The organism is Exiguobacterium sp. OS-77 (assembly GCF_000414195.2).
GTDB lineage: Bacteria > Bacillota > Bacilli > Exiguobacteriales > Exiguobacteriaceae > Exiguobacterium_A > Exiguobacterium_A indicum.
In genome coordinates this window covers 2,809,299-2,821,877 of sequence record NZ_DF239008.1, presented here as the reverse complement: position 1 = coordinate 2,821,877, position 12,579 = coordinate 2,809,299, and the positions used below count along the sequence as shown (strand labels likewise).

General features: G+C 48.5%; 11 protein-coding genes. 7 read left to right on the top strand and 4 right to left on the bottom strand.

All coding sequences use genetic code 11. From position 1 onward, the window contains the following. Positions 1-20 precede the first annotated feature (20 nt). The gene (locus EXG77_RS14390; RefSeq protein ID WP_035399084.1) at positions 21-362 is read right to left on the bottom strand and encodes an ASCH domain-containing protein; all 342 of its coding nucleotides are present in this window, start codon (positions 360-362) and stop codon (positions 21-23) included. Positions 363-518: 156 nt separating this feature from the next. Here EXG77_RS14390 and EXG77_RS14385 point away from each other — a divergent pair, with 156 nt between their 5' ends. The 6 genes from EXG77_RS14385 (at position 519) to EXG77_RS14360 (ending at position 9,064) form a co-directional block, all read left to right on the top strand. After that, positions 519-1,004 carry a MarR family winged helix-turn-helix transcriptional regulator gene (locus EXG77_RS14385; protein WP_023466926.1) on the top strand — a complete coding sequence of 162 codons (486 nt, stop codon included), beginning with the start codon at positions 519-521 and terminating at the stop codon, positions 1,002-1,004. Next, a complete protein-coding gene (locus EXG77_RS14380) occupies positions 997-2,721 on the top strand; it encodes an ABC transporter ATP-binding protein (RefSeq protein ID WP_035399082.1) in 1,725 nt (574 codons plus the stop codon). The genes EXG77_RS14385 and EXG77_RS14380 overlap by 8 nt, the downstream gene beginning before the upstream one ends. Further along, a complete protein-coding gene (locus tag EXG77_RS14375) occupies positions 2,718-4,574 on the top strand; it encodes an ABC transporter ATP-binding protein (protein WP_035399080.1) in 1,857 nt (618 codons plus the stop codon). The genes EXG77_RS14380 and EXG77_RS14375 overlap by 4 nt, the downstream gene beginning before the upstream one ends. 215 nt (positions 4,575-4,789) lie before the next feature. Then, a complete protein-coding gene (locus tag EXG77_RS14370) occupies positions 4,790-6,586 on the top strand; it encodes a mechanosensitive ion channel (RefSeq protein WP_023466929.1) in 1,797 nt (598 codons plus the stop codon). A 216-nt stretch (positions 6,587-6,802) separates the two neighbouring features. Then, positions 6,803-8,191 (top strand): amino acid permease, encoded by a 1,389-nt coding sequence (locus tag EXG77_RS14365; protein WP_023466930.1) that lies wholly within the window; start codon positions 6,803-6,805, stop codon positions 8,189-8,191. A 93-nt stretch (positions 8,192-8,284) separates the two neighbouring features. Continuing rightward, positions 8,285-9,064 carry a GNAT family N-acetyltransferase gene (locus EXG77_RS14360; RefSeq protein WP_158408683.1) on the top strand — a complete coding sequence of 260 codons (780 nt, stop codon included), beginning with the start codon at positions 8,285-8,287 and terminating at the stop codon, positions 9,062-9,064. 21 nt (positions 9,065-9,085) lie between these two features. Here the strand turns inward: EXG77_RS14360 and EXG77_RS14355 are convergent, their stop codons facing one another. Then, positions 9,086-9,532, bottom strand: a complete 447-nt coding sequence (locus tag EXG77_RS14355; RefSeq protein WP_035399079.1) for an NUDIX hydrolase — start codon at positions 9,530-9,532, stop codon at positions 9,086-9,088. Beyond that, on the bottom strand, positions 9,529-10,623 hold the full coding sequence (locus EXG77_RS14350) for a nitric oxide synthase oxygenase (RefSeq protein ID WP_035399077.1): 1,095 nt from the start codon (positions 10,621-10,623) through the stop codon (positions 9,529-9,531). The genes EXG77_RS14355 and EXG77_RS14350 overlap by 4 nt, the downstream gene beginning before the upstream one ends. Before the next feature lie 187 nt (positions 10,624-10,810). Between EXG77_RS14350 and EXG77_RS14345 the strand changes: the two genes are divergently transcribed. After that, entirely contained in the window at positions 10,811-11,668 is an 858-nt protein-coding gene (locus EXG77_RS14345; RefSeq protein ID WP_023466934.1) for a YihY/virulence factor BrkB family protein, read from the top strand. A gap of 50 nt (positions 11,669-11,718) precedes the next feature. On the opposite strand, the gene EXG77_RS14340 is transcribed toward EXG77_RS14345, so the two are convergent. Beyond that, positions 11,719-12,567, bottom strand: coding sequence for a sulfite exporter TauE/SafE family protein (locus tag EXG77_RS14340; RefSeq protein WP_035399075.1), 849 nt, complete (start codon positions 12,565-12,567; stop codon positions 11,719-11,721). Positions 12,568-12,579: the final 12 nt, after the last annotated feature.

Below are 12,579 nucleotides of genomic sequence, written 5' to 3'. Positions count from 1 at the left end.
ACGTAAGAAGTACGTTTTTTTTATGGTTCTAATGCGATCGTCAGAGCCAGTGCCCCGTACTGTTGCTCGGCTTCCGGTGAATAGATCGAGTAAGTCGACGTCACGAGTTCGTCGAGCGACCAACCGACACAGTCGATAGCTTCGTTTGCGATCTGTTCATAAAGCGCTCGGAAATCAGGAAAGACTTGTCGTTTTGTTACACGGACAAGTAATTTCTCGTTCGTTTCCGTATGGGTGAACCGAATCTGATCACCGACGTGTACCTGTTGTCGTTTTAAATCATTTAGTCGAATCTCGACGGTCTTTCGTCCTTGTTCGATTGAACGAAACGGTTCTTCGAATAAGCCCATTTCATGTCTCATCTATGCTCACTCCTTGTCTTCCTTGAGCATAGCAAAACTATGTGATTTTTCACATTGCCTTTTCGTTGACAATCGAAAATAATCAGCGTAATTTAATTCATATAAGTAATTGTTCCTTTTGGAACGATTTGAAATGGAACAAGGAGGCGAAACAAGATGGATCAAACGGAAACGACCCGTTCGACTGCGATGATGCAGTCGTTTTGGAACGTCCAGCGTCATCTCGTCCGGGCAGCACACCAGACGGCACAGGAAAACGGACTCAGTTTACCGCAATTTCATAGCTTGATGACGATTGCACCGCGTGGACCGATCTCGCAAAAAGAGCTCGCTGCACATACGCACTTACCGAAAAGTACCCTCAGTCAGTCGATTGAAGGTCTCGTCCAATCGGGCTGGGTCATTCGGGAGACGAATCCCGACAATCGACGGGAAGTCGTCTTAAAGCTTAGTGATCAAGGTCAGCAATTCGTCACTGACATCAAGGAACAAGAGAAGGGGATGCAACGTCAACTGGAGCAAGTGCTTGCGACGATTGACTCGGACGTATTTGAACAAATGCTTGAAACACACGCAGTGATTGCTGAGGGAATCGGTCAGATTTTACGTCCAGATCTGAAAGGAGGATGTTCGGATGATTAAGTTACTCAAACGGTTGACGGTCTATAAATGGGCGGTCCTTGCTGTGCTCGTCTTGGTTTTTGCGCAGTCGATGTCCGATTTGTATTTACCGACACTGATGGCGGACATCATCGATAAAGGCGTCGTTACCGGCGATACCGCGTATATCTGGAAAATTGGTGCCGTCATGCTCGGGATAACCGGTGTCGGGGCGTTAGCTGCCGTTGCCGCCAGTTATTATTCATCGAAGGCGTCGATGGGACTCGGACGGGATATCCGTCGCCAAGTCTTCAACCATGTTGAACGGTTCTCCCTGCAAGAGTTCGACCAAGTCGGAACGGCGTCATTGATTACACGGACGACGAACGACATCACGCAAGTCCAACAAGTCGTCATCATGATGTTACGGATGGTCGTCAGTGCGCCGATCATGTTCATCGGTGGATTGATCATGGCTGTCTCAAAAGATGCAAAACTATCACTTGTCATCGTCGCGGCGATGCCGGTCCTTGTGATTTCAATCCTGTTGATCCTGTGGAAAGGGGTTCCGTTGTTTGGGAAAGTCCAAAAACGACTCGACCGTCTGAACCTCGTCTTGCGGGAGAACTTGACCGGGATCCGTGTCATCCGTGCTTTTAACCGAGAACGTGATGAGCAGGTTCGGTTAACGAAAGCGAACGCGGATTTAACAGAAGTCTCGATTAAGGTCAATAAAATCATGGCGTTCTTGATGCCGGTCATGATGCTCGTCATGAACTTGACGGTCGTCGGTGTCATTTGGTTCGGGGGCATCCGGATCGATAATGGCGGCATGCAGATCGGGGACTTGATGGCGTTCATCCAGTACGTCATGCAAATCATGTTCGCGCTCGTCATGGCGTCGGTCATGTTCGTCATGATTCCGCGGGCAGCCGTCTCGGCGAAACGGATCAATGAAGTCCTCGAGATGACTCCGACGATGACAGATGAAGGTACACAAACCGCTGACCGTGAAAAAGGAACGCTCGTCTTTGATCGTGTCACGTTCCGTTACCCAGGAGCTGAGACACCTGTCTTATCCGACATCAGCTTTGCGGCACGACCAGGTGAAGTGACGGCTGTGATCGGCGGAACGGGTTCCGGTAAATCAACGCTCGTCAATTTGATTCCTCGTTTTTATGACGTGACGGAAGGGAGCATCCGGGTCAACGGTGTCGATAGCCAGGATGTACCGCAAGAGGAACTGCGGTCGAAAATCGGCTTCGTTCCCCAAAAGGCGTTACTGTTCACGGGGACGATCGCGGAAAACATTCGCTTCGGGAAAGAGGACGCGACAGACGAAGAAGTCGCGCATGCAGCGCAAATCGCACAAGCGACCGATTTCATCGAACGGATGCCGGACGGTTACGAAGCACGGATCGAACAAGGTGGGTCGAACGTCTCCGGTGGGCAAAAACAACGGTTGTCGATTGCGCGAGCACTCGTTCGTCGACCAGATTTATATGTCTTTGATGACAGTTTTTCAGCGCTCGACTTTAAAACTGATGCGGCACTTCGAAAAGCGTTACGGGAAGAAACACGCGATGCAACCGTCTTAATCGTCGCTCAACGTGTCAGCACCGTCATCGATGCCGATCAAATCATCGTCCTGGATGAAGGGAAAGTCGCTGGAATCGGAACGCACGATGAATTGTTTGCTGACAATGCCGTCTATCAAGAAATCGTTAAATCACAACTATCAGAGGAGGAAATCGCATGAGTGAGAAAAAACGACCTGCCGGCGGTCCTCCGCCTGGTGGTCCCGGTGGCGGAAATATGATGATGCTCGGAGAAAAACCAAAGGATTTCAAAGCAACGTTCCGTCGTCTGCTTCGGTATCTGCGTCCGCGTCGGACGGCACTCGTTGGTGTTTTCCTCGCAGCCATCCTCAGTACGGTCTTCATGATTGCCGGTCCGAAAATCATGGGAACGGCAATCACGGAATTGTTTGAAGGGGCATATGCGAAGTTCCAAGGTGTACCGGGAGCAGCGATCGATTTCACGAAAATCGGACAAATCCTGCTCTGGCTGGCTGGACTGTATATCATCAGTAGTCTGTTCAATTACTTGCAACAGTATTTGATGTCAGGTATCGCTCAAAAAACAGTCTACGATTTACGCGAAGACGTCAATCATAAACTCGAACGCCTGCCATTGAAATATTACGATGGTCGTCCGAACGGGGAGACACTCAGCCGCGTGACGAATGATATTGATACGATCGGGAGTACGTTACAACAAAGTGTGACATCGTTCATCACCTCAATTGTGACAATCGTCGGAATTCTGATCATGATGTTGACGATTAGTCCGCTGTTAACGCTGATTTCGCTCGTCTCATTACCGGTCTCGATTTTTGCGATCCGTCCGATTTTGAAACGGTCCCAAAAATACTTTGCCGATCAACAACGGACGCTTGGACAATTGAACGGACACGTCGAAGAGATGTATACCGGACACTCGGTCGTCAAGGCGTTCGGACATGAACGCAAAGCGGTCGAGCAGTTTGATGCCGTCAACGAAGAGTTGTATGAAGCAGGACGTAAAGCACAGTTCATCTCCGGGATCATCATGCCAATGATGATGTTCATCGGGAATATCAGTTACGTCTTGATCAGTATCGTCGGCGGGATTCTCGTCACGCAACGGGCGATCTCGATCGGGGATATTCAAGCGTTCATCACCTATACACGCCAGTTCACGCAACCGATCACACAGACGGCGAACATCGCGAACATCGTCCAATCGACGGTCGCAGCAGCGGAACGTGTCTTCGAATTACTGGACGAAGAAGAAGAAATCAAGGAAGTGACGACACACCGTCTCACGCAGGCTGAAGGGGCGGTCGCGTTCGAACACGTTGATTTTGGTTACGGAACCGATCTCTTGATCGAGGACATGAACATCGATGTCTCACCGGGACAAACCGTCGCAATCGTTGGACCGACGGGTGCCGGTAAGACGACAATGATCAATCTATTGATGCGCTTTTATGAGTTGAACGGGGGGACGATTCGGATTGACGGCATCGATACCCGCGAGATGTCACGCGAAGACTTACGGACGACGTTCGGGATGGTCTTACAAGATACGTGGCTCTTCAACGGTACGATCCGGGATAATCTTGCTTACGGTAAGAGTGGAGCGACCGAGGAGGAAATCATCGCCGCAGCCAAAACGGCGCACGCTGATCACTTCATCCGGACGTTGCCGGACGGGTATGATACGGTCTTGAACGAGGAAGCCTCGAACATCTCGCAAGGTCAAAAACAGTTGTTGACGATTGCTCGGGCCGTTCTTGCTGATCCTCCGATCATGATTCTCGATGAAGCGACATCTAGTGTGGATACACGGACAGAGGTCTTCATCCAGCAAGCAATGCGTCGCTTGATGGAGGGACGGACAAGCTTCGTCATTGCCCATCGTCTCTCGACGATCAAGGATGCCGATTTGATTCTCGTCATGAATCAAGGAAGTGTCATCGAACAGGGCACACATGAAGAATTGCTCGAGGCAGATGGTTTTTATGCGGATCTGTACAACAGTCAATTCTCTGAAAAAGAAGTCGTTTGATATAAGGCAGTGTCGTCATTTAGACGATACTGCTTTTTTACGAAATGATTGTTGTAGCAGTGTATCCTCACATATAGTAAACATCCAGTTTTTTGTAGGAGAAACAAGAAACGCCACATTCTGGTACGGACAAGGGTTTAATAAATCCTTTAGCTGGGGAAATTAAAGAAGTGTCAGAAATATATAATTTTATTTAGGTGAAGGAGTGTGGCAGGATGAATAACATTTGGAACGGAACGTCGTTGAACTTGAACGGCATTCTCGGATCACTCGGCAACTTGCTTGGAGCGATCATCATTTTCTTGATTGGATGGCTCATTGCCAAGCTGATCGCGAACGGAGTTCAAAAAGCGTTAGAGAAGTCTGGGGTCGTCAACAAGTTGTCACCTCAAAAAGAGGGTACGCCACCAAAGAAGAAAAAGTGGACACCTGAAAAAATCATCGGGACCGTCGTCTTCTGGGTTCTCATGGTCTTCGTTCTTATCTTGGTCTTCAACATCCTTGATCTGAACATCATTGCTGGACCACTTGCGGATACGATGAGTACATTACTCGCGGCAATCCCGAATATCTTGAAAGCAGCTCTCATCCTTCTCTTGGCATACGTCATCGCGGTCGTTCTCCGCATGATCATCGTCAAAGCAGGAACGAAGCTGATGGCGAACGACAAAGTACGTTCGAACAAGATGCTTCAAGGTCAGACGGATCTTTCAGCTTATCCAAAAGTAGCAGGGGAGATCGTCTTCTACCTCGTCTTGCTTCTGTTCCTACCGGGTGTACTCGGTGCCTTGAACATTGAGAGTGTCTCACAACCGTTCAGCCAATTGTTATCGTCATTCCTTGGATTCATTCCACGCTTGATTGCTGCGGCAGCCATCTTCTTCGTCGGCTTCCTCGTAGCGAAAATCGTCCGCGATATCGTGACGAATTTCCTTCATGCTGTTGGAACAGATAAATTCGCAGCTCGCTTCAATCTCGGGTCAACGGATCAAAAAGATGCGAAATCACTTTCGTCGATTCTCGGAACAGTCGTCTTCATCTTGATTCTGATTCCAATCACGATTTCAGCACTTGATCAATTGAACATTAAAGGAATCACAGGACCAGCGATCAACATGTTGAACGATGTCCTCGGTATGATTCCAAACATCATCGTTGGTGTCGTACTGATTCTTGTCGGTCTTTACGTCGGACGTTTCGTTAAGAAATTCGTGACGGATCTCTTATCACGTCTTGGTTTCAACAACCTGACACGTCATTTGAAAATCGGTACGTGGGATGCAAACCAAGCTTCTACATCACCAGCTTCGATCGTTGGTGCACTCGTTGAGATCGTCATCGTCGTTCTCTTCGTCGTCGAAGCCTTCAACTTGATTGGTCTTGACTTCATGGTCGACCTCGGTCGCGCCGTCCTTGCGTTCTTACCGAGCGTCCTGACAGCGATCATCATTCTCGCAATCGGGATCATCGTCAGCAACCTCGTCAAACGTACGATGGACAGCCTGTTCGGTAACTCTGAACTAAAAGTCCTCTCAAGCGTTGCGAAGTATGCGATCCTTGCACTTGCTGTCTTCATGGCACTTGATCAATTGGGTGTTGCTGATACGATCGTCAACTCAGCCTTCATCTTGATCTTGGGAGCACTTGCGCTTGCGTTCGGTCTTGCCTTTGGTCTCGGTGGACGTGATAATGCATCGCGTTACCTCGATCGTCTGCAAAAGAAAGCAGAGAACACGGAAGTTGACACATCGAACCTTCCAAGTAAGTCAGCATCGACTTCTTCATCACCGAGCTTGAAAGATGCAGCAAAAGGTGCAGCTTCACAAGCAGCAGATGATGTCACACCAGATCGTGCACCACGTTCAGCGCGCTCTTCTTCAACAGATGAGACGACACATGGTACACCAAAAGGTGCATTGCCAGAAAACGATTTAGCACAGCAAGATGATTACCCGATCGATCCAGATGATCATAAAGGTCCTAACCTCGATCATCCAAACGATCGTCCGTAATACGAGTACATCCTTTCCTCTCATTTTGAGGAAAGGGTGTTTTTGCGTTGACGCATCAAAGCGTTGTCGCATTTTCACAAAAGTGGTTTGACCACTTTGTGAAAAAATACAGAAAAAAAGACTTATCGAACCTGACATCGTTTGTTATGATAAGAAAGTCAATTACCTCAATGATTTGAATATTCAGAAAAAAGAGAAAAGTTCGGAGGATGAAACATGAGTTTGCTTCGCAAGAAAGATGTCAGTGTGATGATGGACATGAAACAACATTCCAAACTGGCACGTCACTTATCAGGGTTTGACCTTATTTTACTTGGAATCGGTGCCATCATCGGTACCGGGATTTTCGTTCTGACAGGAACGGGCGCTCTTTATGCAGGACCTGCTTTACCGATCTCATTTATTATTTCCGCTATCGTCTGTGCGCTCGCAGCCCTTTGTTATGCTGAATTCTCGTCGATGATTCCCGTCTCAGGTAGTGTATATACGTATACATACGCAACGATTGGGGAAGTCGTAGCTTGGATCATCGGCTGGTGTCTCATTTTAGAATACGGACTCGCTTCGAGTGCCGTTGCGACCGGCTGGTCAGGGTACTTCCAGTCACTGTTAGCAGGCTTTGGTCTCCATTTACCGACAGCTTTAACAGCTGCTCCAGGTGCTGTACCAGGAAGCGAAACGTTCTTTAACTTACCAGCGTTCTTGATTCTGATGGTCATCACGCTCTTGCTTTCGCTTGGGATTAAAGAAACAAAACGCGTCAACAACATCATGGTACTCGTCAAAGTTGCCGTCGTCGTCTTGTTCATCGTCGTCGGGATCTGGTATATCGAACCAGGCAACTACAAGCCGTTTGCGCCGTTCGGTATGAGCGGTGTCTTGCAAGCATCAGCGATTGCCTTCTTCGCTTATCTTGGATTTGATGCCGTCACATCGGCAGCAGAAGAAGTCAAAAACCCGGGACGTAACTTACCGATTGGGATTCTAGGATCGCTTGCGATCGTTACCGTTTTGTACGTCGTCGTCTCTGCTATCATGGTCGGAATCGTTCCATTCAAACAGTTTGAAGGTGTTGATAGCCCAGTATCCCTTGCCTTAAAAGTGGCTGGGCAAGACTGGGTCGCTGGATTCGTTGACTTAGGAGCCATCGTTGGTATGACGACGGTCATCCTCGTCATGACATTTGGTCTCGTCCGTCTCTTGTTCGCGATGAGCCGTGACGGATTATTACCGAAAGTCTTCTCAGACGTCAATGAAAAGTCACACACACCAGTTAAAGCGACTTGGATTCTCGGAACGACTGCTGGTTTAATCGCTGGATTCGTGCCGCTTGGTACACTTGCTGAATTGATCAACATCGGAACACTGGCAGCCTTCTCGCTCATCTCGATCGCGGTCATCGTCCTACGCCGGACGCGTCCCGATTTGAAGCGCGCCTTTAAGGTTCCGTTCGTCCCAGTCTTACCGATTTTGTCAGTCCTTGCTTGTATCATGCTTATGTTCAACTTACAACCATTCACGTGGATTGCCTTCTTTGTCTGGACAGCCATTGGATTACTGTTGTACTTCGGATATGGACGCAAGCGTTCGAAACTCCATCAATGAATCGACTAACACCCTTGGCGACAAGGGTGTTTTTGTATGCAGGAAATGAGGCGAACGAAAGCGAAACAGCTCAGTGGAAAAGGAGGTTTTTCGATGATTCATATTCAACGCGCACCTGGCGTAAAAACGGCGTACAAAGCGATGCAGGATGGATTCCAAGATTATTTGATTCCACTGCACTTATCGGAAGCAGAATTCCAAGAGCGCATCATCGAACGAGACGGGAACCAATTGGAGCATTCATTCGTTGCCTATCATGGAGAAATACCGGTCGGTCTCTGGCTGAACGGTTGGAAGGAGATCGAGGGTCAACGCATCATGCGGTGTGGGGGACTGGGGATTTCACCACAATATCGTCGTCTTGGGATCGCGAAAGCCTTGTATCAAGCACAACTGAGCCATGCTAAAGAAATCGGAATGGATGGTCTGATGCTTGAAGTCATTCAAGGGAACGATCCGGCAATTCGCTTGTATGAATCGCTTCACTACACGATTGTTGGAGAAATCGGTTATTTTCATTTAACGGATGAACGTCAAGAGGTCGCTCTGCCGACGATCGAAGAAGTGGAGTTTTTAAAACAATACCATGGACAAGGAGAATACATCTGGCAGCAAGATCCTCATGTCATGCAGCAATTACAAACGGATTATTACCAATTAGAAGCAAGTGTAGTGGCAGTAGCCGGATCATCTCTCTTGTCAGTCGTAGGTCCAGCAGAACAAAAAGCACGACATGCCACAGAAGTCGTCCGTCGTTTACCGGGAACGACCTACCATTATCAATCAACAGATGTGCAGGTTTGGGAGGCATTACGTTCTGAAGGGTGGACTCAGCGGGATTTGAAACAATACATCATGCGTCAGTCGCTATAAACAAAAACCGCTGCTATTCATTTAGCGGCGGTTTTTGTAGTCTTCAATCATTCGAGCGTGAGAACCGACTAAGTGATCAGGTAAGTCATCAAGCGGGACGAACTGGAGCTTGATACTCTCATCACTTTGTTTTAACATTCCGATCGGATGTTCACCGATATAGGCGAGGGTGACGCTTTGAAAGATGTCTCCGTTCGTTAACGTCGTCACGTATTGCGGACCGGAGTAGACATTGAGTAACGTTAATCGTTCCACCTCTAAGCCAGTCTCTTCTTTAAGCTCTCGACGCGCGGTCTCTTCCGGTGATTCGGCCCATTCCATCAATCCGCCTGGTAAACCAAAGCGAGCTTGTGCTTCGTTCCGTTGTTCGAGCAAAATGTGTTCATTTTGTACGACGAGGACGACGGAGCCGACGAGAATGACTGGGTCATGACCGATTTTTTGACGTAACTGTTCGACATAATTCATTTCAGGGCTCCTTGGTGAAACGGACAGCCGGTCACAGGTGCCGTCTGTGTTGATTTTGGAAAGAAGTTCGGTCGTTTGATTTCTGGGTCGTAATCCTTATGGAACACATGCGTCGTTGCCCCACTCATCGGTGGCACGAGCCAGGACCATTCCCCGGTGACATCACGACCACACGCGGCTTCGTTTTTTTCAAAACGAGCGAACTGTTTCGCAGCCGTATGGTGATCGACAATCGTAACACCGGCACGTTCGAACGATTCGAGTACGGCAACGTTCAGTTCGACGAGCGCTCGGTCTTTCCAAAGCGAACGTTCACGCGAGGTATTCAGACCGAGTTGTGTCGCGACGAGCGGTAACAGATCGTAACGATCCGTATCAGCGAGGTTACGGGCACCGATCTCTGTTCCCATGTACCATCCGTTGAACGGAGCACACGGATAGGCGATGCCACCGATCTCAAGCTGCATGTCGGCAATCATCGGCACAGCATACCAGCGGACTTCGCGACCACCGAACAGGTCAAAGTCAGGATGTGTGATGCTGACTTCGAGCACGAGCTCATCTGGAATCGGATGCAGGCTGACTTGTCCATCGAGTTCAATCAAGAGGGGCAGGATATCAAAGGGTGTACGCGCTCCGGTCCAGCCAAGTGCTTCACATTGTCGCGTCAGTTGGATCGAAGCCGGATCGCCGATGATTCCTGCTGCGGTTTCGTAACCAGCGTAGCGGATCAGTTGGTGATTATGCAGCCGGACACGTGTCGGATGGAAAATCGTGATCGTCGAGCGAATTCGTCCCTCGTTCGTCGCGAACCGGATATGCTCAAATAACGCGTCGCGGACCGCTTCAACGGTCAATGCATCCCGCGCGTCAAAGACATGGAGTTGTTCCCAAAAGAGACGTCCGACACATCGGTTACTGTTCCGCCAAGCGAGCTTGGCACCGAACGCGAGCTCGGAAGCCGTCTGTTCGTACGTTCCTGTTGTTTCAATCGAACGGATGACTTCTTGCTGACGTCCGGCCATTTCGGGGTATTGCTCTATATAAGAAGTAAAGAAGCGTTCTGCTTCGGTTTGAATGAGTGAGTACACGAATCGAAATCCTTTCTGAAAAACAAGCACGATACAATCTCTGTTCCTAGTGTACCCCGCGCAGAACCGAAGCGCCAAACTTGAATGATGTATGAGGTTGTTATAAGTTCAAAAGACTCCCAAAAGTTTAAAGGAGGTATGAAATGGGGGATAGTGTAGAGAATTAGTTGAAAGTGAGGAAATTTGTATGTCTTTAATCAAACCTGTATTTGCCCGTTTTTTTGGTGAAGCCTTTTTTGATAAATCGGCTCAGCTCGCCTATTATTTGATGTTGTCCTTATTCCCGTTCTTATTATTCGTAGTTGGGATCGTCTCGTTCTTACCGTTTACGTCCGATAACGTGCTGGATTTAATTCGACCGTTTGCTCCGGCAGAAACGTACGATTTGATTCAGCGGAACGTCGTTGGAATCTTTGATCAAGGCGGCTTTAAACTTGCCTCGATCAGTTTCCTTGCCGCCTTTTGGCTTGCTTCGATGTCGGTCCAGTCACTTGTCCGCTCGCTGAACGATGCGCTCGAAGTGACGCGAAAAGCGCCATTTTGGCGCGGACTGTTGCAAGACTTCGCTTTTACGATCGGGATGATGATCATCTTACCGATCTCATTGATTGTTCCGATTTCAGAAAAGTTAACGCGGCGTTTCATCAACCACTTTGCAATCGTCGCTGATTTCGTGACGAACTATTCGTGGATTTGGTTCTTATTCCGCTGGGGACTCGGGACGTTGTTCTTACTTGTCTTTTTCATCTTATTGTATCGGATTTTACCGAGTGTCCGACTGACGGTTCGTCAAGTACTCCCTGGAGCTATTTTTGCGACGATCGCTTGGCAAGTCGTTTCGGAATTCTTCTCTTACTATGCCGAGTTCGGGAGTTACGATCGTCTTTACGGTCAGCTTGCCGGAATCATCGTCTTGATGACATGGTTCTATTTATCTGCTGTCGTCCTGATGTTAGGGGGACTAATGAATGCAGAACGCATGCGTCAGAAAAAAGAAGCAAAAATCATGAAACCACAAAAAATCAAAGAAGAAAGCGTACGTTAATCATTGAGCACGCACAAAAGCAGCTGACGATGTGTCAGCTGCTTTTTCATTTAGACCGTTTTAAGAATCCGGTAACCGAAGACGCTTAACAGGCTGAGTGTGAACAAAGCGAGTAAGACGAGTGACAGATAGGGAAGACCGAACACTTTGACGATGACGCTTAAGGCGACGACACCATAAAAGATTCCTAACGTCTTTTGAACGAACGGTTCATTGAAGCGATGCAAAAGTGAAGCACCGAGTGGTGAGCCGATGAACGCACCGATGATTAAAGCAATCCCGAGTGATAACGGAGCGCTGGTTCCGGAAGCAATATAACTCGTCACTCCTCCAAGAACGATCAATGTCGCAGAGGCGATACTCGTTCCGATTGCTTGTTTGAGCGGAAAACGAACCCATCCGAGCAAGAGAGGCGTCAACAAGAATCCACCGCTGACCCCCATCAATGACGAGAGGATTCCGGCAGCAAGTCCGATGACGGCGAGCTTTACGATCGAAGCATCATAGACCGGAAAAGACGGACGTTCCTTGGAACGGGGACGAAGGAACTGAATCGAAAAACCAATCAGTAAAACGATGTAGAGACTCGATAATACGACATCAGCACCAGCATGACGCTCGAGCCAAAAGACAATTGGTGTGATCAACGCAGAACCGATGATGCCGGACAGACCAATAATCCCGGCATCACGAAAACGGAATGTTTTTAATCGAAGATGTGAAAGCGTGCCGGTCACAGTCGATCCGAGTGTCAGCAACAGACTGAGGACGATCGCGGTGCTGGCTTCATAGCCGAGAATCAATAAAAGTGGGGTCAGGATAATGCCGCCACCGATTCCGAAAAAGCCGGAGAGTATACCGATGGTTGCTCCTAACAAAATAAATGAGATATACATCATGAAACAGTCCTT

Bases quoted from the DNA above. Each gene is read 5' to 3' on its own strand.
- EXG77_RS14390 (WP_035399084.1), bottom strand. From the start codon at position 362: ATGAGACATGAAATGGGCTTATTCGAAGAACCGTTTCGTTCAATCGAA.
- EXG77_RS14385 (WP_023466926.1), top strand. From the start codon at position 519: ATGGATCAAACGGAAACGACCCGTTCGACTGCGATGATGCAGTCGTTT.
- EXG77_RS14380 (WP_035399082.1), top strand. From the start codon at position 997: ATGATTAAGTTACTCAAACGGTTGACGGTCTATAAATGGGCGGTCCTT.
- EXG77_RS14375 (WP_035399080.1), top strand. From the start codon at position 2,718: ATGAGTGAGAAAAAACGACCTGCCGGCGGTCCTCCGCCTGGTGGTCCC.
- EXG77_RS14370 (WP_023466929.1), top strand. From the start codon at position 4,790: ATGAATAACATTTGGAACGGAACGTCGTTGAACTTGAACGGCATTCTC.
- EXG77_RS14365 (WP_023466930.1), top strand. From the start codon at position 6,803: ATGAGTTTGCTTCGCAAGAAAGATGTCAGTGTGATGATGGACATGAAA.
- EXG77_RS14360 (WP_158408683.1), top strand. From the start codon at position 8,285: ATGATTCATATTCAACGCGCACCTGGCGTAAAAACGGCGTACAAAGCG.
- EXG77_RS14355 (WP_035399079.1), bottom strand. From the start codon at position 9,532: ATGAATTATGTCGAACAGTTACGTCAAAAAATCGGTCATGACCCAGTC.
- EXG77_RS14345 (WP_023466934.1), top strand. From the start codon at position 10,811: ATGTCTTTAATCAAACCTGTATTTGCCCGTTTTTTTGGTGAAGCCTTT.
- EXG77_RS14340 (WP_035399075.1), bottom strand. From the start codon at position 12,567: ATGATGTATATCTCATTTATTTTGTTAGGAGCAACCATCGGTATACTC.